Genomic DNA, 24,175 nt, shown 5'->3' with positions numbered 1-24,175 from the left:
TTCCAACTGCTCCAAATATCCCCGCCGGAGGCATCCGCCCTCTCAACCCGCGCGCCTTTATTCCGGGGCGCGCAACACCCCCGCAGGCCGCGCCGCCAGCGGGCGCAGCGCGAAGACGAGGCCCGCGAGCAGCGTTGCGATCACCCCGCCCGCCACGATCAGCAGCGCGGGGACCGGCGCAAATCGGAACTCGGCCCCCATCACCAGATCGACCACGGCCCAGCCCGCGAGCCCGCCGAAGAGGATCGCGACGAGACCCGCCGCCGCTCCCATCAGGGCAGAGCGCAGGGCGAAGCTCGCAAGGATCGCGCCGCGGGTGGCGCCGAGCGTTTTCAGCATCGCCGCCTCCCAGGCGCGTTCGCGCTCGCCCGCGGCCGCCGCACCGATCAGCACCACGAAGCCGGTCAGAAGCGTCACCCCTGCGGCAAGCGAGGTTGCGCGCGCGATGGCCGAGAGCGCCTCGGTCACGCGGGCGATCGCGTCGCGCACGCGGATCGCGGTGATATTGGGGAAGCGCTCGGCCAGATCGCGCATCACCTGCGCCTCGGCCTGAGGCGGAGCGTAAATCGTGGCGAGCCATGTGTGCGGGGCCCCGCGCAGGGCCGCCGGATCGAGGGTCAGCACGAAGCCGATCCCGCCCGTCGCGAAATCCACGTCGCGGAAAGAGGTGACCTTCGCGGTGATGTCGCGCCCGAGGATATTCACGGTGATGTCGTCACCGAGCTTCAGCCCGATCTCCTGCGCCTCCTTCGCCGAGAAGCTCGCCAGCGGCGGGCCGTTGTAATCCTTGGGCCACCATTCGCCCGCCGTGAGTTTCTCGCGCGGGGTGTCGGCATAGGTTACGCCGCGATCGCCGCGCAGCACCCAATGTTCGCCATGCGTCTTGCGCGCATCCTCGCCGTTGATCTTGGTGATGACGCCGCGCAGCATCGGCACGCTTTCGACCTTGGTGACGTCCGGCATACCCGCCAGCAGATCCTTGAAGGGCTGGATCTGGTCGGGCTGGATGTCGATGACGAAATAGGCGGGGGCAACCTTCGGCAGGTCGCGGTCGATGGCGCCGCGCAGCCCGCTATCGACCTGGCCCACGGCCGCCAGAACCGAGAGGCCGAGGCCGAGCGACAGGATCACAGAACGGGCCTCGGAGCGCGGCCCACCGATGGCGGCGAGCGCCGCGCGCAGCACTGGACGGCCGCGCGCGAGGTGTTGGCCCGCGCGCGCGGCGCGGCGGATCACCCAAGCGGCAAGCGTCAGGATCAGCAGCGCGAATGCGATACCGCCAAGGCTTGCGAGCGTCAGCGTCCAGAGCCCCGAGAACCAGGCGGAGACGCCGACGATCACCGCCAGAAGCACGACCGTGAGGGTCAGCGTGGGCCAGCCCGGCAGTCGGCGGCCCGCGCCGGTGTCACGGTAAAGCGTCGCCGCACGCATCCTCGACATGCGCGAGAGTGGCCAGAGTGCGAAAAGCGCGGCCACTAGCGCGCCATAGAGCGCGGCCTCGCCCAGCGGTCCGGGATCGAGGGTGATCGCGACGGGCAAGGGCAGCGCGCGCTCGATCAGGCCGGAAGCGCCGAGCACCAGCCCCGCCCCGAGCCCGAGCCCCGCGAGAATACCGATCGCGCCGAGGGACGCGAGCTGGATCAGGAAGGCGGCGCGGATCGTGCGGCCGGTCGCGCCAAGCGCGCGCAGCGTGGCGATCGTCGGGGCTTTGCGCTCGATCCAGGCGGCGACCGTGGCGGAGATGCCGACGCCGCCCACGGCGAGGCCCGCGAGCCCCACCAGCACGAGGAACGAGCCAAGCCGTTGCACGAAACGCTCTGCACCCGGCGCCGCGCGACGGCGATCCGACCAGCGCATACCCGCGCCCTCGAAATGCGCCTCGGCCTGCGCCTTCATCGCGGCCAGATCGGTCTGGGGCGGCAACGTCACGCGGTATTCCGTCTCAAATAGCGAGCCCGGCGCGAGCAGCGGCGTCGCCTCGATGGCCGAGAGCGCGACGATGGAATGCGGCCCGAGCCCCATCCCCGCCCCGGTGGAATCCGGCTCACGCACAATCCGCGCCTTCATCACGAAATCCTGCCCGCCCAGCTGGACCTTGTCGCCGGGCTTGAGGCCGAGACGGTCGGCGAGGATCGGATCGAGGAAGATCCCCGGCACGCCGCCCTCGCCTTTGAGCGCATGAGGCGTCACGGGCGGATCAAGCTGCAGCTTGCCGGTCAGCGGATAGGCCCCGTCCACCGCCTTCACCTGCGTCAGCGCGCGGTCGGCGGGATCGGTGCCGGTCGCGAGCATCGAGCGGAAGTCGATCACCTCGGAGACGGCCGTCGCGTGATCGGTGATCCATTGCAGCTCATCAGGCTTGGCGCGGCGATAGGTGAATTCGTATTGCGCATCGCCGCCCAGCAGCACCGCGCCCTGATCGGACAGCGCGCGCTCGATCGCCGAGCGCACCAGCCCCACCGAGGCGATCGCCGCCACACCCAGCATCAGGCAGAGCAGCATCACCCAGAAGCCACGAATGCCGCCGCGCAGCTCGCGGCGGGCAATGGTCAGCGACAGGCTCATACGGGGGCGCCCTCGGGGGTGACGACCACGCCATCGCGCAGCTCCACAATCCGGTCGCAGCGCGCGGCCAGATCGGGCGCGTGGGTCACCAGCACCAGCGTCGCGCCGTGTTTTTCCTGAAGGCCGAACAGCAGTTCGATGATCGTCTCGCCCGTGGCGCTGTCGAGGTTGCCCGTGGGTTCATCCGCCAGAAGGATCGCCGGGCGCGGGGCGACGGCACGGGCCAAGGCCACGCGCTGCTGCTCGCCGCCCGACATCTGGCTGGGGTAATGATCGAGCCTGTGCGCCAGCCCCACGGCCTCCAGCTCGGCCGCCGCGCGTTCGAACGGCTTCTCGGCACCGGCGATTTCCAGCGGCATCGCGACATTTTCCAACGCCGTCATCGTCGGGATGAGGTGGAAGCTTTGGAAAACCACCCCCATATTACCCCGGCGGAACCGGGCCAGCGCATCTTCGGACATGACCGACAGATCGTGCCCCAGCGCCGTGACAGACCCGGAGGTGGCTTGTTCGAGCCCCCCCATCAGCATCAGGAGCGACGATTTGCCAGATCCAGACGGCCCCGTGAGACCGACGCTTTCCCCCTTTGCCACCGCCATGTCGATCCCGCGCAGGATCTCGACCGGGCCGGTATTGCCGTCAAGCGCGAGCCGCGCGTCTTTCAGTTCAAGGATGGTCTCGCTCATGCGCCACTGTCTTTCTTTTGCTTCAAAGGGATATGGGCCGGTCCTCGGGATACGCAAGCGTCTGGCGGCGGGTTTTATCGTCGCGGGGCTGGCCTTTGGCGCGGGTCCGGCACTGGCGGAGGTGTCGATCCTCGCGCTCGGGGACTCGCTGACGCAGGGTTACGGGCTGGACAATCCCGAGGACGGGCTGGTGCCGCAACTGCAGGGCTGGCTGAGGGATCACGGGCAGGATGTCAGCGTGATCAATGGCGGCGTGTCGGGTGACACCACCGCAGGCGGGCTGTCGCGGATCGACTGGCTGCTGAGCCCGCAGCCCGATGCGGTGATCGTGGCGCTTGGCGGCAATGACCTGCTGCGCGGGTTGCCGCCCTATCAGGCGCGGGACAATCTTGACGGGATCCTGGCGAAGCTGCAGGCCAAGGGCATCCCCGCGCTGCTGGCCGGGCTGCCCGCGCCGGGGAATTTCGGCCCCGATTACCAGAAGGAATTCGACGCGATCTATCCCGATCTGGCGCAGAAATACGGTGCGGTTCTGGTGCCCAACCTGCTCGCCCCGATCATGGAGACCCCGATCGAGGAGCGCGCGAGCACTGATTTGATGCAGCCTGACAATATCCACCCTTCCCCCGAAGGCGTGAAGAAGGTGGTCGCCGCGCTGGGGCCGAAAGTTCTGGAGTTGCTGGCGAAGGTGAAGGCCGGGAGCTGAGAGGGCACCCTGCCCGGCTCACGAGCGCGCCGCGCGCCGGTCCAGCGCCCAGAGCATACCGGCGCCCGCAACACCCAGAATCGCCCCGGCGGCGGCGGCCAGCTCATAGCCTGCCAGCGCCGTTCCAATCGCGAAAACGGCGGCCGAGAATCCGTCGCCCGCAAGCTTTTGCAGCGCCATGAGCGAGGCGCCCGCTCCGGGCCTGTTCGACAGCAGGTCCTGCAGATAGGCCATTGGCTGGGTCAGAACCACCGCCCCGCCAATGGCGCCCGGCAAGGTCAGCAACCAGACGAAGGGCGTGGGCGCCAGAAGCGGGATCAGCCCCAGATGGGTCGCGTAAAGCGCCGCCCCGATCCAGATCAGCGTCGTGCGCTCGACCCGGCCCAGCACCAGCGGCAGGGCCAGCATGAAGGGCACTTCCAACCCCGCCATCAGCCCCGCATAAAGCGCGGTATCGGCGGCGCCGCGCCCGGGCGTTGCCTCGAAGACCAGACCCATCACGACGAGGTAGAGCATCACCGCACCGTTGATCGTCCCCAGCGCCACGACGCGGGCGAGGATCGGCAGGTTTGCCATCTCGCGCAGCGACTGGCGAAAGCTCAGCCCCGATTTCGGATCGGGCCAGCGGGTCGCCCCGTCACGCGGCCAGAACAGGAAGGTCAGGGCGACGATCGCGGCGCCGAGGCTCAGCGTCACGGGATAGATCGCGGTGAGCGCCGCACCCTGATCGAACACCACCGACCAGATCGGCAGCACCACCACCCAGGGCAGCGCAAACAGTGCCCGCAGCGTGGACAGGATCGCGGGGCGGTCGGCATCCGGGTGCGTCGAGGCCGCGAGCCGCGACAGCGCAAAAAGCTGGCCGAAGATCGAGGCCGATAGCGGCAGGATCAGCGCATTCGCAATCACGAAGACGATCCAGTTCTCGCCCGCCAGTACCAGCCCAGACCCCACGATCAGCATCGCGGAGGTGCCAAGCGCGATGGCGCGCCGGTTCGCGCGTTGATCGGCGAGGATGCCAAGGCCGACCGAGGCCGAGACCGACAGCACCGAGGCCACCAGAAGCACCCCCGAATAGGCGCGGTCCGACAGTCCGAACACCTTGATCGCGAGCGCCGAGACATAGGGCCCCATCGTCGCCGCATGGGCACCGAACAGCACCAGCAACACCGCGGCGAGCCGCAGCGCAGGGTCTGAGAGAACGAGGCGAATGAGGCGCAGCATGGGGCCGCTTTGCGCCTCTTGGCGCGCGAGATCAAGGGGGGCCTTCGCGGCAGCGCACGCCCGCGGCGGAGGCAAAATCCTTATCATCGCGCGAGCTTGGCGCCCAATCGGCAGGTTTCCGCTGCGTCAGGGGACAGTTCGTCCCAGCGCGCTACCTGAAACGAATGGGCGGGAGACGACAGTAAACGGTGGAAAGGTTCCGACATGCTCTCACGCCACATCGCTCTGAAGTTCGACACAGTTATCCGCAATATCCTCCTGCGCGCCGAAGCGTCCAAGGCGGATGTGATGACGCCCCGCCTCGGGCGGCTCGAGGATGCCGAGACAGCGTTGGAACAGGCTTGCGCGCGGATCGTGCAGTCGATGGAGTCTGACGAACGCGCGGTGCTGTGTCTGACCTATGGGCTGACCGGTCACAAGCCGATCCCGCCCCATCGCGCGGCCGATGTGCTGGGCTGGTCGCTGATCCAGACAATGACGATCGGCGAAGGCGCTATCCTGCGGTTGCGCAATGCGGCCTCGGCGCGGGCGGCGTTCGAGCCGCTTCTGACAAGCCTCCACCCGCGCCTGCTGGCCGTGGCCGACGAGATTTACGAGATGCGGCTCGCCGATATCCCCCGGCGCTACCGCGATCTGGCACTCAAGCGGTTCTGGTGCGATCTGGCACCGCTGGAACGGCTCGCCCTGCGCGGGTTTGGCGACGGCGAGGTGCCGGAAATGGAGCGCGCCTTGCAGCGGCGCGCCTCCGGTCAGTTGCTGTGCTGATCAGCGCTCAGCGCCAGTCGAAGAAACCTTCGCCCGCCTGAGACAGCAGGTCGCGCGCGAGGTGTTCACCCATCGCGGCCCCGTCGTCGATATCGCCCCAACGCTCACCCGAGATCGCCTCGGAACCGTCGGGCCGCAGGATCTCGCCGCGCAGCCAGAGCCGATCACCCTCGATCAGCGCCAGCCCCGCGATCGGGGTTTCGCACGACCCGTCGAGCGTCGCGAGGAAGGCCCGCTCCGCCGCCAGACGCTGCGCCGTGGGCACGTCATGGATCGGATCGAGCAGCGCCTCGGCGCGCGCATCCGACATCCGGCGCTCGATCCCGATCGCGCCCTGCGCCACGGCGGGCAGCATCTCTTCGGGCTCGATCGCGCAGCGCGCCACATCGGCCATGCCCAGACGGTTCAGCCCCGCCATCGCGAGGAAGGTCGCCGCCGCCACCCCGTCTTCGAGCTTCTTCAGACGGGTCTGCACGTTGCCGCGAAACTCCACCAGCTCCAGATCGGGGCGCACATGGCCCAGCTGCGCGCGGCGGCGCAGGCTCGACGAGCCCACTTTCGCGCCCTCGGGCAGCGCCTTGATCGACTCGTGATGCAGCGACACGAAAGCATCGCGCACATCTTCGCGCGGCAGATAGCAATCGAGCACGAGCCCCTCGGGCTGCTCGGTCGGCATGTCCTTCATCGAATGCACGGCGATATCAATGCGACCATCGACCATCGCCTCTTCGATTTCCTTGGTGAACAGCCCCTTGTTGCCAATCTCCTTGAGCGGCGTGTCGGACGCGATCAGCGCCCGATCATCGCCCGTGGTCTTGATCACCACGATCTCGAACGCGTCTTCGGGCAAACCATGCGCGGCCATCAGCCGCTGCCGGGTCTCGTAGGCCTGCGCGAGCGCCAGCGGCGAGCCGCGGGTGCCGATCTTGAGCGGGGATTTCGCATCGGGCATCTGTGTCATGGCACCGGAATATCCGCGACAGATGGCCCGCGCAATGGGGCTCGCGCTTGACATGACGCCTCAGGTGGCGATGAAGGGGGCAAAGAGGAGGCGCGAATGACTGACAAGACGATCCTGCGAGCCCTGAAAGGCGAGGTTCTGCCCACGCCCCCGGTCTGGATGATGCGCCAGGCGGGCCGCTACCTGCCCGAATATCGCGCCACCCGCGCGCAGGCGGGCGATTTCCTGTCGCTTTGCTATACGCCCGATCTCGCCGCCGAGGTGACCTTGCAGCCGATCCGCCGCTACGGCTTCGACGCGGCGATCCTGTTTGCCGATATCCTGCTGCTGCCGCAGGCGCTTGGCGCCGATCTGTGGTTCGTCACGGGCGAAGGCCCGCGCCTGTCCACCATCACCACGCCCGAGGAATTCGCCAAGCTCAAGGGCAAGGATGACATCCACGAGACCCTGAACCCGGTCTATGAAACCGTCTCGATCCTGTCGCGCGAACTGCCCAAAGAGACGACGCTGATCGGCTTCGCAGGCGCGCCCTGGACCGTCGCCACCTACATGATCGCGGGCCGCGGCACCAAAGATCAGGGCCCGGCGCATGCGCTCAAGGCCGAGGATCGCGAGACCTTCTCGAAGATCATCGACCTGCTGACCGTCTCGACCGTGGAATATCTCTCCAAACAGGTCGAGGCCGGGGCCGAGGTGGTAAAGATCTTCGACAGCTGGGCGGGATCGCTCAAGGGCCAGGATTTCGAGGATTTCGCCGTCGAACCTGCGCGCAAGATCATCTCCGAGATGAAGGCGCGCTTCCCCGGCCTGCCGGTCATCGCCTTCCCGCGCGAGGCGGGCGAGGGCTATATCGGCTTCCACCAGAAGACCGGCGCCGATTGCGTGGCCCTCGACAATTCGGTGACGCCGGAATGGGGCGCGGCCAATGTGCAGGTCTCGGGCTGCGTGCAAGGCAACCTCGCGCCGGGCCATATGGTCACCGGCGGTCAGGCCCTCATCGACGCGACCCGCCATGTCGTCGAGGCGTTCAAGAACGGCCCCCACATCTTCAATCTCGGCCACGGCATCACCCCCGATGCCGATCCCGAAAATGTGGCGCTGATGATCGAAACGATCCGCAACGGCTGAACCGGGCCCGACATCCGGCACGTCAAAGCCGCCTCCGACATCTCGGGGGCGGCTTTTTTCTTTCTCTTGCGCGATGCCGGGTCGGACCCGCATGATTTCGTAACGCAGGACTTCCCCGGAGACGCCATGCTAGAACGCTATATCGACGGCATCCGCAATACCGACCCCTGGGTCTGGCTGAGCCTCGCCGGGCTCATGGCCTATGTGATCGGCCGATCCTTTCGCGGCAAAGGGGGCGACGATGGCGGCGGCTCGGGCTTTTTCGACAGTGACGGGGATGGTGGGGACGGCGACTGAGCCGATCAGCAGATCCTCGGCAATTGCTCGCCCACCAGCATATCGACAATGCGCTGCCCGCCGAAGGCGGTCGTCATCCGGACCTGTTTGTGCCCCTCGACCGCGCGCCCCACGATCACCGCACCTTCGCCTTCCGGCCGCGCCCGCATCGCGGATAGCGCCGCCTCGGCCTGATCTTCAGGCACGAAAACCACGAGCCGCCCCTCATTGGCCAGATAGAGCGGATCGAGCCCGAGGATCTCGCACATGCCAACCACCTCGGCACGTAACGGCAGCGCGTCTTCGGCAATCTCGATCCCGCAGCCCGCGGCCTCCGCGATTTCGTTGAGTGCAGAGGCCAGCCCGCCTCGCGTCAGATCGCGCGCGGCTTTGGCCCCCGGTGCGGCGACCAGCACATCCACCATCAGATGTCCGAGCGCCGCGCAATCGCTCTCGATCGCGCTCGAGAGCGCCAGATCGCCCCGCGCGGCGAGGATCGTGGCCCCATGATCGCCGAGCACCCCGTTCACGATCGCCACATCGCCGGGGGCGACCAGACCCGCCGCCATCTCGATGCCGGGTGGGATCACCCCCACCCCGGCGGTGGTCACGAACACCCCGTCACAGGCGCCCCGCCCCACGACCTTGGTATCGCCGGTGACGATCCTCACACCCGCAGCCTCCGCCTCACGCGCCATTGTCGCCACGATCCGGCGCAGAAGCGCGATCTCGGTTCCCTCCTCGATAATGAAGGCGGCCGAGAGCCAGAGCGGCGCAGCCCCCCCGACGGCCAGATCGTTCACGGTGCCGCAAACGGCAATCTTGCCGATATCGCCGCCGGGAAACTCGATCGGCGTGACGACATAGCTATCGGTAGTGAAGGCCAGACGCGCTCCGGGCTCGGCCAGCGCCTCCGCCTGAAGCCGCGCCTGATCCTCCATACCGGGCGGTGCAAAGACCGAGGTAAAAACCTCCTCGATCAGATCCCGCATCGCCTTGCCGCCGCCGCCATGGGCCAGCGTCACCCGCTCGTCGCGCAGTGCCATGTCTCACCTTCCAACTGCTTGAAATATCCCGGGGGAGCGGCGCAGCCGCGGGGGCAGAGCCCCCTACTCCGCCGCCTCGCGCGCACGGGCGCCCCCATATTGCCAATAGGCCGCGCAAGCCCCCTCCGAGCTCACCATTAGCGCCCCGAGCGGCATTTCCGGCGTGCAGCCCCGGCCGAATTGCGGGCAATCGACCGGCTTCATTCGGCCCGTCATCACCGCGCCACAGGCGCAGCCCTCGGGATCTTTCAGCTCGGTGCGCACACCGGCATAGCCCACACCGAATTTCTCCTCGGCATCGAAAGCGGCATAGGCGGGGCGGATCCGCAATCCGGAAGCGTCGATCTCGCCGAGGCCCCGCCATTCGAAGCTCGGCCGGCGCTCATAGACATCCGCGATCGCGGCGAGGCTGACGGGGTTGCCATGTTCCGGCACCACGCGCGCATATTGGTTCTCGACCTCGGCGCGCCCCTCGGCAACCTGATTGAGCACCATCAGCACCGATTGCAGCAGATCGAGCGGCTCAAACCCGGCCACGGCGATCGGCTTGTGATAGTCCTCGGCGATGAAATCATAGGGATGGATCCCGATCACCATCGAGACATGGCCGGGCCCGATGAACCCGTCGAGGCACATATGCGGGTCGTCGAGCAGCGCCTTGATCGGTTCCGGCACCGTGATGTGGTTGCAGAATACCGAGAAGTTCTGGAGCCCCTCACGCGAAGCCTGCTGGATTGCGAGCGCGGTCGAGGGCGTGGTGGTCTCGAAGCCCAGCCCGAAGAACACCACTTCGCGCTCGGGGTTGCGCCGCGCCAGCTCCAGCGCGTCGAGCGGCGAATAAACCATGCGAATATCCGCGCCTTCGGCCTTCGCCTGAATGAGCGACTTTTTCGACCCCGGCACACGCATCGCATCACCGAAGGTGGTGAAGATCACGCCCTCACGCTCTGCGATCTCGATGCATTCGTCGACGCGGGCGCGCGGCAGCACACAGACCGGGCAGCCGGGCCCGTGGATGAACTCGACACCTTCATGGATCAGCTTGTCGAGCCCGTAGCGGAAGATCGAATGGGTATGCCCGCCGCAGATCTCCATGATGTGGATGGGCTTTTCCTTGGTCGCACCAATCTTGTCGGCCACGCGTGCGATCTCGGCCAGCAGCGCCTTGGCGGCTTTCGGATCGCGGAATTCGGATGCGAATTTCATCTCTCTCACTCCCCTGCCAGCGCGGCGTCACCTGCCGCCATCTGTTCAAGCGCTTCCTGCGCCTCGCCAAGATCGTGCAAGGCTTCCAGTGTCTTGGCAGCCTCATCCTCGTCGATCAGGCTCATCGCGAAGCCCACATGGATCAGTGCCCATTGCCCGATCAGGCCCGAGAGCGGGCCTTCGTCGGCGACACAGGCGACACTGACCTCGCGGCGCACGCCCGAAACCTCGGCCATCGCCATCTGGCGGCTCTCATCGGTGATCGCGACGATCTGCCCCGGAATTCCCAGACACATCAGCTATCCTCCTCTTCGGTGGCGGCCGACGGGTCGGCAATGCCATAGCGTTCCAGTTTCGCACGCAGCCCAACGCGGGAAAGTCCCAGCTCGGCGGCCGCACGGCTTTTGTTCCAGCGGTTACGGGTGAGCGTCTCGCGCAGGATGCGCATCTCGATCAGCTCGATGCGGTCCTTGAGCGTCCCTTCCGCGGTCATCACGTCCTCGGCGGCGCGGTCAGCGCCTTCCTCAGACGGAGCCGCTTGCAGGATATGGCGCGAGATCAACTCGGCGCCCAGCGAGCTTTCCTGCGCGAAGATCAACATGCGCGTGACCTCGTTGGTCAGCTCTCGCAGATTGCCCGGCCAGTCGTAATTCTCGAGAAAGTCCAGTGCCGCCGCATCGAAGCCCATCACCGGTTTGCCATGCGCGCTCGACATCTCCGACAGGATCGACTGCGCGAGCAGCGCCACGTCGCCACGCCGCGCCCGGAGCGGCGGCACCGCGATCTCGCCCAGCGAGAGCGCGTAATAGAGATCGGCGCGAAAGCTGCCATCGGCCACAAGCGGGCGCAGATCCACTGAAGCCCCCGCGATCAGGCGCAGGCTGGTCGCGACGGTTTCCTGCCCGCCCATCGGGCTGATCGTGCCCTCGCGCAGCATCCGATGCAGCGCGAGTTGCAGCGCCGGACTCGCCTTCTCGATGCCCGCCAGATAGAGCGTGCCGCGATCAGCCTTCTGCGCCAGCCCGATCCGGGCCACCCCGCCCGGCAACACACCGCGCTTGGCCCCGAACAGCTCGACCATCGCGAGATCCTCGGGCATCCCCGAGATATTGACCTCGTAGAAAGGTTTCTCGGAGCGCAGCGAGCCGTAATGCATCGCACGCGCCATCTGCGCCTTTCCGGTTCCCGGCTCGCCCGTCATCAGCACCGGCACATCGAAGCTCGCGAATTGCCGCGCCAGTGCCACCGCCGCGTTCATCGAAGAATTGGGCGCACGCAGGATCGTCTCGAAGCCCATCCCGTCACGCAACGCCCGACGCCGCTTCTCGACCCGCGTCTCGGTGGTCGAGTTCAGAAAGCGCATCTCCAGCGTCAGCCGCTCATTCTCGCGCGCAAGCTGGAACATCTTCGCCGCCTGCCGCGCCGCCGCGAGAAGCTGCTCGGGATGCCAGGGTTTGGCGATGAACTGATGTATGCCCGCCTCGTTGATCGCGGCCACCATCGAGGCGCTGTCCGTATAGCCGGTGATCACGATGCGCACCGTCTCGGGCCAGCGCTCGCGCACCTCGGTCAGGAACTCGACCCCCGAGCGTCCGGGCATCCGCTGATCGCAGAAGATGACCTGAACCCATTCCTCCTCAAGGACACCCATCGCCTCTTCCGCGCCCGAGGCGGTGAGGATCTCGAATTCGTCCTCGAGCGCCATGCGCATCGACTGGAGCGAATGGGGTTCGTCATCGACGAGGAGGATGGCGGGGGTCGAGCTGGTCATTTCGCACCTTTGCGGGCAAGCCCCGCGCGCAGCCAGTCGAGCCAGGCCTGCATACCTTCGCCCGTGCGCGCCGAGACGCGCAGGACCTCGATCGCGGGGTTCACGCGCTTGATGTTGGCCTCGTAAAGATCGAGATCGACATCGCAATGGGGCGCGAGATCGACCTTGTTGAGGATCGCAAGCCCGGCGGCGGCGAACATATCGGGGTATTTCAGCGGCTTGTCCTCGCCCTCCGTGACCGAGAGGATCGCGACCTTGGCATCTTCGCCCAGATCGAAGGCCGCCGGGCAGACGAGATTGCCGACATTCTCGATGAAAAGAAGCGCGCCTTCGGGCATCTTGAGCCGCTCGAGCGCGGTCTCGACCATGCGCCCGTCGAGATGGCAGCCCTTGCCGGTATTGACCTGGATCGCCTGCGCCCCGGTGGCGCGAATGCGGTCGGCATCATTGGTGGTCTGCTGGTCACCCTCGATCACCGCGAGCGGCACATCGCCGAGCATCTCGATCGTGCGGCACAAAAGCGTGGTCTTTCCCGAGCCGGGGGAGGACACGAGGTTGGTTGCAAAAATGCTCTTTTGGGCTAGTTCCGCGCGGTTTCGGCCGGCGAAATTGTTGTTTTTAGACAAGATATCCGTCTCGATCTCGATCAGCCGCTCCTGGCTCATCCCGGGCACCTCGGTACCTGCGGGGCCTTGGCCAAGATGGAAATCACCGTGATCGTGATGGTGATGATGGGCATGCCCGTGGTCGTGTGCATGATTATGCGCGTGATCGTGGGAATGCGCATGGGCGCCGCCCCCGCCTGCCTGCGCGAGCACCGCGAAAGGTGCGCCCGACCCGTTGCCCGGCGCTTTCCCGGTCTTCTCGAGATGCGCGCGGAATTGATCTTCCACGCTATGTCCTCCGCAACCGCAAACCGTGCACATCAGAGCACCTCCATATCCTTGATCCGCATTTCCTCGCCGCCCTGGGCGAGCAGCTTGCCCCCGCCGCATTTCGGGCAAGGATCAAGCCGATGTTCGATTTCCACAATTTCAGCGCAGTCGTAACAAAGCGCCTTGCCGGGAAGGTCGATAATCTGCAATTCCGCACCTTCCGCGACCGAGCCGCGCATCACCACGTCGAAGGCGAATTCGAGGGCATCGGTCTCGACGCCGGCAAAGCGTCCGATCTCGAGCCGCACGCGGGTGACGCGGTCGAAGCTGTTGGCGCGTGCCGAATCTTCGATCACGCCCCGAATCCCTTCTGCGATCGACATCTCATGCATTGGCGGCCTCCTTCATCAGGACTGGCACGCAGGGATCGAGTATGTCCACCAGCAATGGCGCCAGATCGGCCTTGCATGCGGGGAGCGTCGCGAAGCTGCGCTCGAGCACACCGCCCGCCGCAAGGAGATGATCGGTCGGGGTGACGCGGCTGAGCATCGTCACACGCCCGTCGCTCGCCTGCGCCTGAAGCGCATAGCTGCCGCGCGCGGCCGCAACCACCGCGAGCCCTTTCGAATAGAGCTTGGAGATCGGAGCGTCCTGGCACAGCCGGTCGAGATCAATAGCGCGCCCCAGCGCGCGCCAGAGCGGCCCACGGCCGTAACGGTCCTCGATCATACGCATCCGCGGATCGTTCGAGACCCGGCCCGCCGGAGAGTTCTCCTGTGCGATCAGGGAGATCGGATTGGTCAGGGGCGGCAACTCTGCCACTGCTTCGCCCGGCGCGAAACGGTCGGCAATGACCTGAAGAACCCCGCTCACGCCCTCGCCAGAGGCAAGCCAGCGCCAGATATCCTCTGGCGGCTCTCCGCCCCACAGCCAAAGCCGCAGCGTCTCGCCACCTTGCGACCAATTGGCCGGCAATGCCTGCGGCGAAAGCCCGAGCAATTGCGGCCAACGCAGGCAGAATTTCGCAAGATGATCGCGCAGGATCTCGCGCCTTGGATCGCTGCCCCCGGCATCGAGCCCCAGCGCGAGCCGCGCTGCCAGCCCCTGCGCGACGCCGCAGAGATTGAACAAACGCGGCATCAGCGAGGCCACTTCCTGAGGGGATTTGCCCAGCATCATCGCCTCGACGGGGCTCGGCACGGGCGGCGCGATCGCCACCCGCAACGCGTCTCCGTCGCGCGCAATGGTTATGCCGAGCGCTCCATTCACGCCTCATCCTCCGCGCTGTCCTTGTCCTCGGCCAAACCGGCCGAAATCAACTTGCGCCGCGTCGGCTGGGCCATCTCCTCGACGCGCGCATCCTCGGCCGCCTGAGCGGCTTCGGCCTCTTCGACCGCCGCAATCTCGGCCTCGCGGCTGGCACGAATTTCCGACTTGCGGTCGGTTTCGGCGCGGTTCTCGTCCTTGAACAGCTCGACCATGATCGCACGGGCGACATCGGTCGCCTGAGCTTGCGTCTGGAAATCGCCCATCGGCGAGAAAAGCGAACAGGCCTTGTAGCCGCCGCCCAGCTCACGGACATTGTGGATGAACTCGTAAGTCCCCGACGGAAAAACGATATTCTCCTTCGCACCCGGCACCAGCGCCGACCAGTCTTCGCCCTCGCGGGGCAGCAGGATCAGGTTCATGAACCACGGGCTGACCAGCACGCCAAGCCCGCGCCCCTCGTGGCTGACAAAGCCCACCGCCTCGACAGACAGCGCCTTGTTGACCAGCGGCACGTCGCGCATCTTCGAATGCCAGACCTCGCGGAAATCAGCCGTGAGTTTCGTCACCTGCTCCTCGATGCGGCGCGCTTCCAGCATCGCGGGCGCACCGGGATCGGTCTGCACCATGAACTGCTCTTTCGGCGCATCGCAATTGGGGCAATGCCAGTCCTCGGGCAGCGCCGTGAAAGGCGTGCCCGGCAGAACCTGGCGGAAATCATCGCCCTCGGCCGGATCGTAAGGCGTCCAGCAGATCTTGCATTCCATGATCGCCTGATCGGAGATCCGATCATTGGCCCCCAGATAGCTGCCCTCAAACCCAGCAAAACTCATCGGATCGCCTCCAGCACTTCGCGGATGCGCTCGGCCGAGTCAGCAAGATCCTCGGACGCCGCGATGGCGACTTCGGGCATCGTAGTCACTTCGAACGTGTCGAGGATCAGCGTGTCCATCGAGTTGAAAAATTGCACGCGCCAGACATGGGGCAGCGCCGTCGCCGTGATGCGGCAATTGCCGTAGCCGCGCGACAGGATCGTGACCGCGCCCTCGCCCAGCACCGCATCGAGCCAAAGCAGATCGCCCTCGGTATGAGGCAGAAGCGTAAGATTGATCACATGCGGCTCACCGCCCATGAAAGCGGCCGACTTGTCTTCAAGCTCGGCCATCAGCGCGGGCGCATTGACGACATCGCCGCCGCGCGGATGGGCCTTGCCCTGCCCATGGCGAAAGGGCTCGAAGGCGCGGCTCAGCGCGGCGGACGGCACCGGGCCGACCTCGATCTTGTCGATGCCGACGCCCGCGATCATCCACACCCCCGCGAAAACCGACTCCTGCACGGAAAGCGCGGGGATGCCCCGGATCTTCACCGAGACCTCGCCCTGCCCCATCGTTTCAGCGATGAGCGCGCGGTTGGCTTTGTCGAGATGGCTCAGATCGAAACTCGCCATGCCACCGAGCGCGGCGGCCTCGCTGGCCGAGGCGATATCGGCAAGGGTCTTGAGCGCCGGGGTCACCGCAGAGGGATCGTCGATATCGGGCATATGGGCGGAATAGGTCCGCATCCCCGAGGGCAGCTGCATATATTCGAGCTGCTTGTCCTCATCCTCGGGCTGGGAACCGGGACCGAAACCCACGGGCGGCATGTGGAAATTGGAAACCATGTCGTCAGCCTTTCGCAGTCAGGATGTGGGTGGTGCGGGCGATGTAATCATCCCAGTCGCGGATCTTCTCGATCGCGCCGAGATACGCGCTCTCGCGATAGAACAGGAAACCGGGCGTCTTGAGCGCACGGGTCTGCTGGCGCAGCTCGGCCTCGATCTCGTTGCCGACCACCGCGCAATCGAAGGCGTGCTGGAAGGTCATGCGGATCTCGGGCAGCACGACGGCGGCGTCGGGGGTTTCGAGATTGCGCTTCGCATCGCCCGGAATGAACAGGCAATGCGCCCCTTCGCGCGCGGTGAACTCGGCCACGTCGGACATGTTCGACAGAAGCGGATAGCCCAGCTCCTCGATCAGGCGGGTCACGAGCGGGTGCATCTCGCCCGAGGGGGCGGTGCTGTCTGGCATGACGAAATCGTGCATGTCTGTCTCCTCAGGCAGAAGTTTCGCCGGCATCGAGCGCGGCTTGCAGATGGGGCGGAAGTTGCGGGGCGCGGGCTTCGAGATCGGCGAAGGCATCGCCCAGATCACCGCCCTGCATCAGCGCGCGCAGACCCGCGAGTGCGGCGGCGATCTTCTGCGCTTCGTCCTCGGAAATCACCTCGCGTGCGGCCCCCAGGAAGGCCAGAAGCCAGTCACCGGGCTTGGCATCGGGGGTGAGCGAGAGATCGACGACACCGCGCTGGCCCTCCTCGAGCACCTCGCCGCGGATACCATCGACCGCGATCAGTTGAACGGGCACGCCGACACACATCAGGCGCGCACCTTCTCGGCGCCGGGGAAGAAGCGATGATCGCCCATCCGGCAGGCCTCGTCTTCCGAGGGACGACCCTCTTCATAGGCGCCTCGACGGATCGAGACATCGGCGAGATCATGGGCCTGTGTCCGGCCTTCACCGACCTCGATGCCCCAGCGGGCGAGTTCGGCCACGCATTCGGTGATCGCCGGTTCAATCTGGGCGGCGACGGCAGGGCGCAAGCCTCCGCCGTAATCCTCCAGCTCGACCGGCTGGCAGCCGATCAGCGTCAGCTTTCCGGGGCAACGGTTGAGAAGCTGCGCGGTCGCGATCACGTCCTGAAAGCCGGTCTGGTGCAGGCTCATCTTCTTGGCGCCCATGAAGGCGGGCACGTCCGCGTCGCGCAGCACCCGCATCTCCCCCGGCTCCAGCCCGAAATCGATCGCGTCGAACACGATCAGCGCTTCGGCCTCTTCGAGAAACGGCAGCAGGTAGAGCCCCTGCGTGCCGCCATCGAGCAGCTTCACATTGCCCGGCACCGCGCGCGTCTCGGCCATCACCTCCACGCAGCGCACCCCGAACCCTTCGTCGGCCCAGAGCACATTGCCAATTCCCAGCACGAGCACCCGCGCAGGTTTGAAATCCGTCATCCTGTCCCTCCTCAGGCGGGCGGCAAGCGAGTTGCCAGCACCGCATGAAAGCGACAGTAGGCTTTGCAGCGGGTCCAAATTCATAAAAACCGCAGGAGGCTGCGACAATCTGTCTTCTTATTGTTTTTGCGACCTTTTCTGCCAATTCGTCGTGCTATTTCCATCTGCGCAATGGAGACAAAGTTACCACTTATACGCAGATTGCGGAAGATCTCTTTCCACCGTGCTTGCAAATCGATGCGAAACGCGAATCCACATCTGTGCTCAAAATGCGAAACGGGCGCGGAGGGAGCCGCGCCCGTTTGCAGGGAGACCGAACAGGTTACCGTTTACTCGACACGATCATCCTTGAAGGTCCGGTGCCCCGAGATCATGGTCGAGACCATCGATTGACGGCTCATGATGTCCTCGCGGATCGCGGCATAGATATGGATGATCATGAAGATGATGATCGCCCACATCCCGAGATGGTGCAGCGTATGCAGACGCTGGGAGTTTTGCACCAGCCCGAGCACCCAGCCCATCGCCGTATCGGGCAGGCTGCCCTGACCCGCACCCTCGGCATAGAGCGCCCAGCCCGTGATCAGCATGAAAGTCAGGCCGATCGTCATGAAGAAGAACATGGCAAGCTGTGCGAGCGGGTTGTGGCCCACGTATTTCTTCGGCGTGCTCTCCAGAAAGGAGTACCACTTCAGTTCGTGGAACAGCTCCCGCCACCAGCGCGCACGCCAGACAGGCACGTAGAAGCGCTGGCGGGCGTGGTGATTGCCCACGAAGGCCCAGTAGATGCGCCCGAAGAAGATCACCGTGAGCACCTGCGCGGCCGCGAAATGGCCGAAGCGGATATAGCCCATGACGAACTGGTTATAGGCTTCGTCGATCTGCATCGAGGGCAGCGGGCTGCCGATGAAATAGCCGGTGACGATCAGGATCGTGATCATCGCGGCATTGAGCCAGTGCCAGACGCGCACGGGCGCCTCGTAGACATAGACGGAGGTGCGGCGGCGGATGGAATCAAGATCCTCCGCGGTCGCATCGCCGGTCAGCCGGGACGCCTCGAAAGGCTCCGGGGCGGCGGGGTTGGGAACATGGATATGTTTGTCCATGCGCTCACCCTTTGCGGATCCGCTTGAGCGTCCGACCGAGTTCGAGTGCGACATAGACCGCGGCGATGGCGATGGCAGCCATCGCGACATGGGCGATGGCATGGCCTTCGGGCCCCGGCGCCACGGCGTGGCCCGGATGGGCCAACGCCGGCGCTGCGATCACGCTGAAAGCAACTGCGAGTTTCTTCATGGTTTCCTCCTCTATCAGCGCACCTTGACGGTGGTGAGCTCGTCGCCATCGGGCGACATGACATGGGTCGAACAGGCCAGGCACGGATCGAAGCTGTGCAAGGTGCGCAGAATCTCGACCGGTTCCTCCGGACGCTCCATCTTGGTGTTCATCAGCGAGGCCTCGAAGGCGCCGATATTGCCCTTGGTGTCACGGGGCGACCCGTTCCAGGTGGTCGGCACGACGCATTGGTAGTTCTCGATGCGGCCATCCTTGATCTTCACCCAGTGCCCCAGAGCACCGCGCGGCGCCTCGGTCATGCCGACGCCCTTGGCTTCCTTCGGCCAGGTCGACGGGTCCCACTTCTCGACATTGGCGGTACTTTCATCGCCGTTCTTGATGTTGGTCATCATCTTGTCGAAGAAGTGCCGCTGGAGACGCGAGCAATACTCGGATTCCAGCGCCCGCGCCGCGGTGCGGCCCAGCGTCGAGAAGATCGCGTTGAGCGGCAGGTCCATCTTGCGAAGCAGGCCGTCGACCTGGTTCTTGATGTCCTCGTGGCCCTTGGCATAGCCCACGACGTAGCGCGCCAGCGGACCGACCTCCATCGCGTGCCCCTTCCAGCGGGGCGCCTTGATCCAGCTGTATTTGGCAGCCTCGTCGAGCTCGATGATATTGGTCTTGGTGCCCTTGGCATTGGGGCCGAGCTCGTAGAGCGGCTCGGTCACGCCGTCCCAGGGATGCAGGCCCTTGCCCGGCTCGCCATAGGTATACCAGGAGTGGTCGACGAATTCCTGAACCTGCTCGGGATCGCGCGGGTCGACGTCATGCACCTCGTTGAGATTGCCGTTGATGATCGCGCCGCGCGGCAGGTGAAGCTGCTCGGGCGAGAAGTCGTTCGGGTTCTCGGGGATATCGCCATAGGCAAGGCAGGCCTGCGACGACAGACCGCCGCCATAGAGCCAGTTCTTGTAGAAGCCGCCGATCGCGATCACGTCCGGGATGTAGACGTTCTCGTTGAACTCCTGGCACTTGTCGATGATCGAGGACACCAGGTTCAGGCGCTCCATGTTGATCGCGCCGACCGAGCCTACGCCGTCGATATTGATCGGGCACGGCACGCCCCCCACCAGCCAGTTCGGATGCGGGTTCTTGCCGCCGAAGATGGTGTGGACCTTGACGATCTCCTTTTGGAGATCGAGCGCTTCGAGGTAGTGCGTCGTCGCCATCAGGTCCGCTTCGGGCGGCAACAGATAGGCCGGATTGTCCCAATAGCCGTTCTTGAACAGCCCGAGCTGCCCGCTTTCGACGAACTTCTTGAGACGGTTTTGGACGTCCCGGAAGTATCCAGGGGAGGACAACGGGTGGCTCGGGCTGACCGCTTGCTGCAGCTCCGAAGTTGCCTTCGGGTCCGCGCGCAGGGCGTTGACCGGATTGACCCAATCGAGCGCGTGCAGGTGGTAGAAATGCACGACATGGTCATGGATCTGCAACGCGAGCTGCATCATGTTGCGGATCGAGTTCGCATTGTCCGGGATCTGGATCCCGAGCGCGTCTTCCACCGCGCGCACCGAGGTCAGCGCATGGGTGCCGGTGCACACGCCGCAGATCCGCTCGGTGAAGGCCCAGGCGTCCCGCGGGTCACGGCCCTTGAGGATCACCTCCAGCCCGCGCCACATCGTGCCGGTCGAGACCGCGTTGGTGATCATGTTGTTTTCGTCCACGTTCACTTCGCAGCGCATGTGGCCTTCGATCCGGGTCACCGGGTCGACGACGACCCGCTTGCCCGAATTGTCCATGGTGTAGCCGTTCGGCGTGTTGAGAACCGACATGGATTACGCCTCCTCGTTCTTCTTCTGGGCGCGTTTGAGCGCCGAGATCGCGGCATGGGCGGCCACGCCGGCCCCCACGACAGCCGCCGTGGTGCCACCGATCACGTCGGCATTCGCCTCGATCCCGAATTGCTTGATATTGGTGAGCCGGTCGTAGAAGGAGCCCTGGTCCCAGAACCCGTCCTCCGAACAGCCGATGCAGCCGTGACCCGACTGAATCGGGAAGGAGACGCCATCATTCCAACGCACGGTCGAACAGGCGTTGTAGGTCGTCGGCCCCTTGCAGCCCATCTTGTAGAGGCAATAGCCCTTGCGCGCGTTCTCGTCGTCCCAATGTTCGACGAACTGACCCGCGTCGAAATGCGGACGGCGGTAGCACTTGTCGTGAATGCGCTGCGAATAGAACATCGCCGGGCGCCCCTGACGGTCGAGCTCGGGCATCCGGTCGAAGGTGAGCATGTAGGTGATCACCCCCGTCATCACCTCGGCGATGGGCGGGCAGCCCGGCACCTTGATGATCGGCTTGTCGGTGATGACCTTGTGCACGGGCGTCGCGCGGGTCGGGTTCGGGGCGGCAGCCTGCACGCAGCCATAGGAAGCGCAAGCGCCCCAGGAGATGATGGCTTTTGCGTGCTCGGCAGCATGGCGGAGTTGCTCGACAAATGGCTTGCCGCCCACGATGCAGAACATCCCGTCTTCGTTGAGCGGCGGATTGCCCTCGACGGCCAGGATGTAATTGCCTTTATACTTGTCGATGGTGTCCTGAAGGGCTGCTTCCGCGGCCTCCCCTGCCGCTGCCATCAGGGTGTCATCGTAATCAAGCGAGATCATCGAGAGCACCACATCCTTGGCCAGCGGATGCGCCGACCGGATGAAGCTTTCAGAGCAACAGGTGCACTCGAGCCCGTGCACCCAGATCACCGGGGTGCGCGGCTTGGTTTCCATCGCCTCGGCGATCTTGGGCACATATGCGGGGCCAAGCCCCAGCGCCGCAGCCGTCAGCGAACAGTATTTCATGAAGCTGCGGCGGGTGATCCCCTGCCGCCGCATCACATCGTAAAAGGTTTCGATCGCAGGCAAAGTGTCCCTCCCTTAAGATCCCGGATGCGGAGCCGTCCCCCTCCCGGGGAAGAACCGCGTGTGAGACCAGAAATGGCAGGGCGCAGCGCCGGTTTCGAAAGAAAAATGACAGAATGTCGCAGTCGATAATTTTTCAAATGATTCAATAAATTGCGCGAATTTTCGAGGCGTTTTCTACACCCCTCACTGGCTAGGCGGTAACCAGCTTGTCAGCTTTCCGGTCAGTCTCTTTCCGACTGCGCCGCAGCAATGATCGCCTGTCCCAGCGCGAGTCCGCCATCGTTGGCCGGCGTCCTCCGGTGAAGCAGCACCGGAACATCGCCAAGCGCGCGCAGTGTCTCGCGCAGAAGCCGCGCATTCTGATAAACTCCGCCCGACAAGGCCACCGCCTGCGCCTCTCCCGATGCGACCAGCGCCACGGCCTGCGCGGCGAAGGCCTCCGCAAGGCTGACATGGAACAGCGCCGCCGCCTGCGCCTGCCGGTCGGCCTTTACGAGGTCCTGCAGCGCATGAAAGAGCGGCGCCGGATCGAGCATCCCGTTCCTTGCTTCGAAAGCCAGCGCCTCTTGCGTCGCCTCGCCCGCCAGCGCCTCCAGACGCATCGCCGCCTCGCCCTCGAAACTCTGCCGCATCGGACAGATCCCCAGACAGGCCGCCACCGCATCGAAAAGTCGACCCGCGCTGGAGGACAGCGGAGCGTTGATCCCCTTCGCCGCCGCCTGCCGCGCCAGATCGCGCGGCGCATCGGGGAAAAGCGCATCCGCCCAATCCGAAAGCCCCGCCGCATCCAGCCGCACCAGCGCATTGCGCCACGGCTCCATCTGCGCGCGATCGCCGCCGATCAAAGGCACAGGCTTCAGCCAGCTTCGCCGCTCGACCCCACGATAATCGCCGAGCAGCAGCTCGCCGCCCCAGACCGTGCCGTCAGGCCCGAGCCCAAGCCCGTCCAGCACGATCCCCGCCACCTTGCCGCCCTCTCGCGGCCAGTCATTCTCCACCATGCAGCCCGCGAGATGGGCGTGGTGATGCTGCACCTCTATCAACCGTAGGCTCTCACGCGCAGCCCGCTCCACCCCATGGCGCGAGGCGCGGAAATCCGGATGCAGATCGACCGCAACCCGTTCGGGGCGATGATCGAAAAGCGCGGCATAATCCGCATCGGCCTGCTGGAACGCCTCCCATGTCAGCGCTTCGTCGAGCTCTCCCAGATGATGGCCCAGCAGCGCCTGCCCGTTCTTGATCAGGCAGATCGCGGATTTCATCTGCCCGCCATAGGCCACGACCTGCGGTGCCTCATCGAACCCCTCTGGCAACGGCAAGGTGCCGGGCACCTGCCCCCGCGCGCGACGCAGCACCATTGGCGGATCGGCCCGTACGACCGAGTCATCCAGCCGCCGCGCGATCTCCCGGTCATGCATGAGAAAGGCATCGGCGAAGCCTGCCAGCTTCGCGCGCGCCTCCTCATTGCCGATCACCTGCGGCTCGCCCGAGAGATTGCCCGAGGTCATCACCAACGGCGCCCCACTCCCATCCGCCCCCCATTCGCGCAGCAACAGGTGATGGAGCGGCGTGTAGGGCAGCATCCAGCCGAGGGTCTGCTGCCCCGGCGCGACCGTATCCGGCAGCGCCTCTCCCGATTTGCCAAGCAAAACGATCGGGGCCGAAGGATCGCGCAACAGTTCTTCTTCCGCCTCCGAGACCTCGGCGTACCGCCGGATGGCCTCGATCTCTCCCATCAGCGCGAAAGGCTTCGCAGGCCGATGCTTGCGCGCCCGCAACAGCGCAACGGCCTCAGGGTTCGTCGCATCGCAGGCCAGATGAAACCCGCCCAGACCCTTCACCGCGACGATCCCGCCTGCGCGCAAAACGGCGCCGACCTCTTCGGCAGGCCGCTCTTCGCCAGCCACTTCCAGCCAGACCCGCGGCCCGCAATCGGGACAGGCGATGGGCTGCGCATGAAACCGACGATCCGCAGGGTCCTCGTATTCCGCACGACAGGCCGCGCACATCTCGAAGGGCGCCATCGTCGTCTTCGACCGGTCATAGGGCAGCGCCTTGAGGATCGTGAAACGCGGCCCGCAATGGGTGCAATTGGTGAAGGCGTAATGCCACCTGCGCCCCTCACCCCGGATCTCCGCCAGACAGTCCGGGCAGGTCGCTGCATCCGGGGTCACCCGCGTCTCGGCCCCCGCCCCCTGCGAGGCCACGATCTCGAATTCTTCCGGGACGCGCTCAAATTCGAACTCCGACACTTCCACCGCATCGACCCGCGCCAGAGGCGGCGCTTCTGCCGCAATCGCCTCCGCGAACCCGCCCAACGCCCCCGCCACGCGGATCAACACGCCCTCGGGATCGTTGAGCACATGCCCCGCAAGCCCGCGCTCGCGCGCCAGCCGCCAGATGAAGGGGCGGAACCCCACCCCCTGTACCTGCCCGCGAACCCTGATCTCGTAACCCTGCATCTTCTTC

25 protein-coding genes are annotated in these 24,175 nt (G+C 65.6%); 4 read left to right on the top strand and 21 right to left on the bottom strand.

Translation table 11 applies throughout. The features are described 5' to 3' along the window. Window positions 1-57: 57 nt before the first annotated feature. Both TP2_RS00320 and TP2_RS00315 read right to left on the bottom strand, forming a co-directional pair. Entirely contained in the window at window positions 58-2,565 is a 2,508-nt protein-coding gene (locus tag TP2_RS00320; RefSeq protein ID WP_038072138.1) for an ABC transporter permease, read from the bottom strand. Further along, window positions 2,562-3,251, bottom strand: coding sequence for an ABC transporter ATP-binding protein (locus tag TP2_RS00315; RefSeq protein ID WP_038072135.1), 690 nt, complete (start codon window positions 3,249-3,251; stop codon window positions 2,562-2,564). Before TP2_RS00315 ends, TP2_RS00320 begins: the two co-directional genes overlap by 4 nt. Between TP2_RS00315 and TP2_RS00310 the strand changes: the two genes are divergently transcribed. Continuing rightward, the gene (locus TP2_RS00310) at window positions 3,250-3,957 is read left to right on the top strand and encodes an arylesterase (protein WP_038072132.1); all 708 of its coding nucleotides are present in this window, start codon (window positions 3,250-3,252) and stop codon (window positions 3,955-3,957) included. The genes TP2_RS00315 and TP2_RS00310 overlap by 2 nt on opposite strands. Before the next feature lie 18 nt (window positions 3,958-3,975). Here TP2_RS00310 and TP2_RS17810 read toward each other — a convergent pair whose 3' ends face one another. Then, a complete protein-coding gene (locus TP2_RS17810) occupies window positions 3,976-5,181 on the bottom strand; it encodes an MFS transporter (RefSeq protein ID WP_051692076.1) in 1,206 nt (401 codons plus the stop codon). 204 nt (window positions 5,182-5,385) lie between these two features. Here TP2_RS17810 and TP2_RS00300 point away from each other — a divergent pair, with 204 nt between their 5' ends. Then, window positions 5,386-5,946, top strand: a complete 561-nt coding sequence (locus tag TP2_RS00300) for a hypothetical protein (protein WP_038072129.1) — start codon at window positions 5,386-5,388, stop codon at window positions 5,944-5,946. A gap of 7 nt (window positions 5,947-5,953) precedes the next feature. Here the strand turns inward: TP2_RS00300 and hemC are convergent, their stop codons facing one another. After that, window positions 5,954-6,907, bottom strand: a complete 954-nt coding sequence (gene hemC / locus TP2_RS00295; RefSeq protein ID WP_038072126.1) for a hydroxymethylbilane synthase — start codon at window positions 6,905-6,907, stop codon at window positions 5,954-5,956. Window positions 6,908-7,003: 96 nt separating this feature from the next. Between hemC and hemE the strand changes: the two genes are divergently transcribed. Both hemE and TP2_RS18365 read left to right on the top strand, forming a co-directional pair. Beyond that, on the top strand, window positions 7,004-8,035 hold the full coding sequence (hemE, locus tag TP2_RS00290) for a uroporphyrinogen decarboxylase (RefSeq protein WP_038072124.1): 1,032 nt from the start codon (window positions 7,004-7,006) through the stop codon (window positions 8,033-8,035). A gap of 126 nt (window positions 8,036-8,161) precedes the next feature. Beyond that, window positions 8,162-8,332, top strand: coding sequence for a hypothetical protein (locus TP2_RS18365; RefSeq protein WP_157617007.1), 171 nt, complete (start codon window positions 8,162-8,164; stop codon window positions 8,330-8,332). A 5-nt stretch (window positions 8,333-8,337) separates the two neighbouring features. On the opposite strand, the gene hypE is transcribed toward TP2_RS18365, so the two are convergent. The 17 genes from hypE to hypF all read right to left on the bottom strand — a co-directional run bounded on the left by hypE (window position 8,338) and on the right by hypF (window position 24,168). Further along, on the bottom strand, window positions 8,338-9,357 hold the full coding sequence (gene hypE / locus TP2_RS00285) for a hydrogenase expression/formation protein HypE (RefSeq protein ID WP_038072121.1): 1,020 nt from the start codon (window positions 9,355-9,357) through the stop codon (window positions 8,338-8,340). 63 nt (window positions 9,358-9,420) lie between these two features. After that, window positions 9,421-10,563, bottom strand: coding sequence for a hydrogenase formation protein HypD (hypD, locus tag TP2_RS00280; protein ID WP_038072117.1), 1,143 nt, complete (start codon window positions 10,561-10,563; stop codon window positions 9,421-9,423). Window positions 10,564-10,568: 5 nt separating this feature from the next. Next, on the bottom strand, window positions 10,569-10,859 hold the full coding sequence (gene hypC / locus TP2_RS00275; RefSeq protein ID WP_038072114.1) for a HypC/HybG/HupF family hydrogenase formation chaperone: 291 nt from the start codon (window positions 10,857-10,859) through the stop codon (window positions 10,569-10,571). Continuing rightward, window positions 10,859-12,334, bottom strand: coding sequence for a sigma-54-dependent transcriptional regulator (locus tag TP2_RS00270; protein ID WP_051692074.1), 1,476 nt, complete (start codon window positions 12,332-12,334; stop codon window positions 10,859-10,861). The genes hypC and TP2_RS00270 overlap by 1 nt, the downstream gene beginning before the upstream one ends. After that, entirely contained in the window at window positions 12,331-13,260 is a 930-nt protein-coding gene (gene hypB, locus TP2_RS00265; RefSeq protein WP_084713740.1) for a hydrogenase nickel incorporation protein HypB, read from the bottom strand. Before hypB ends, TP2_RS00270 begins: the two co-directional genes overlap by 4 nt. Then, entirely contained in the window at window positions 13,260-13,601 is a 342-nt protein-coding gene (hypA, locus tag TP2_RS00260) for a hydrogenase maturation nickel metallochaperone HypA (protein ID WP_038072111.1), read from the bottom strand. The genes hypB and hypA overlap by 1 nt, the downstream gene beginning before the upstream one ends. Further along, window positions 13,594-14,478 carry a hypothetical protein gene (locus TP2_RS00255; RefSeq protein WP_038072108.1) on the bottom strand — a complete coding sequence of 295 codons (885 nt, stop codon included), beginning with the start codon at window positions 14,476-14,478 and terminating at the stop codon, window positions 13,594-13,596. Before TP2_RS00255 ends, hypA begins: the two co-directional genes overlap by 8 nt. Continuing rightward, entirely contained in the window at window positions 14,475-15,308 is an 834-nt protein-coding gene (locus tag TP2_RS00250; RefSeq protein ID WP_038072105.1) for a [NiFe]-hydrogenase assembly chaperone HybE, read from the bottom strand. The genes TP2_RS00255 and TP2_RS00250 overlap by 4 nt, the downstream gene beginning before the upstream one ends. After that, window positions 15,305-16,135: a hydrogenase expression/formation protein gene (locus TP2_RS00245; protein ID WP_038072103.1), complete on the bottom strand. Its 831-nt coding sequence runs from the start codon at window positions 16,133-16,135 to the stop codon at window positions 15,305-15,307. Before TP2_RS00245 ends, TP2_RS00250 begins: the two co-directional genes overlap by 4 nt. A gap of 4 nt (window positions 16,136-16,139) precedes the next feature. Continuing rightward, the gene (locus TP2_RS00240) at window positions 16,140-16,556 is read right to left on the bottom strand and encodes a thioredoxin domain-containing protein (protein ID WP_051692073.1); all 417 of its coding nucleotides are present in this window, start codon (window positions 16,554-16,556) and stop codon (window positions 16,140-16,142) included. 10 nt (window positions 16,557-16,566) lie between these two features. Next, on the bottom strand, window positions 16,567-16,887 hold the full coding sequence (locus TP2_RS00235) for a HypC/HybG/HupF family hydrogenase formation chaperone (protein ID WP_038072100.1): 321 nt from the start codon (window positions 16,885-16,887) through the stop codon (window positions 16,567-16,569). Beyond that, complete coding sequence (locus TP2_RS00230; protein ID WP_038072096.1) at window positions 16,887-17,519, bottom strand: HyaD/HybD family hydrogenase maturation endopeptidase; 633 nt, start codon at window positions 17,517-17,519, stop codon at window positions 16,887-16,889. The genes TP2_RS00235 and TP2_RS00230 overlap by 1 nt, the downstream gene beginning before the upstream one ends. Before the next feature lie 329 nt (window positions 17,520-17,848). Then, window positions 17,849-18,625, bottom strand: a complete 777-nt coding sequence (gene cybH, locus TP2_RS00225) for a Ni/Fe-hydrogenase, b-type cytochrome subunit (protein WP_038072092.1) — start codon at window positions 18,623-18,625, stop codon at window positions 17,849-17,851. A gap of 4 nt (window positions 18,626-18,629) precedes the next feature. After that, a complete protein-coding gene (locus TP2_RS00220; RefSeq protein ID WP_038072089.1) occupies window positions 18,630-18,815 on the bottom strand; it encodes a hypothetical protein in 186 nt (61 codons plus the stop codon). 14 nt (window positions 18,816-18,829) lie between these two features. Beyond that, the gene (locus TP2_RS00215) at window positions 18,830-20,626 is read right to left on the bottom strand and encodes a nickel-dependent hydrogenase large subunit (RefSeq protein WP_038072086.1); all 1,797 of its coding nucleotides are present in this window, start codon (window positions 20,624-20,626) and stop codon (window positions 18,830-18,832) included. A gap of 3 nt (window positions 20,627-20,629) precedes the next feature. Beyond that, the gene (locus tag TP2_RS00210; RefSeq protein ID WP_084713737.1) at window positions 20,630-21,706 is read right to left on the bottom strand and encodes a hydrogenase small subunit; all 1,077 of its coding nucleotides are present in this window, start codon (window positions 21,704-21,706) and stop codon (window positions 20,630-20,632) included. A gap of 221 nt (window positions 21,707-21,927) precedes the next feature. Then, complete coding sequence (hypF, locus tag TP2_RS00205; RefSeq protein ID WP_038072083.1) at window positions 21,928-24,168, bottom strand: carbamoyltransferase HypF; 2,241 nt, start codon at window positions 24,166-24,168, stop codon at window positions 21,928-21,930. Between the last annotated feature and the right edge of the window lie 7 nt (window positions 24,169-24,175).

It is taken from the genome of Thioclava pacifica DSM 10166 (assembly GCF_000714535.1).
GTDB lineage: Bacteria > Pseudomonadota > Alphaproteobacteria > Rhodobacterales > Rhodobacteraceae > Thioclava > Thioclava pacifica.
This window is presented reverse-complemented; position numbering and strand designations above follow the sequence as displayed.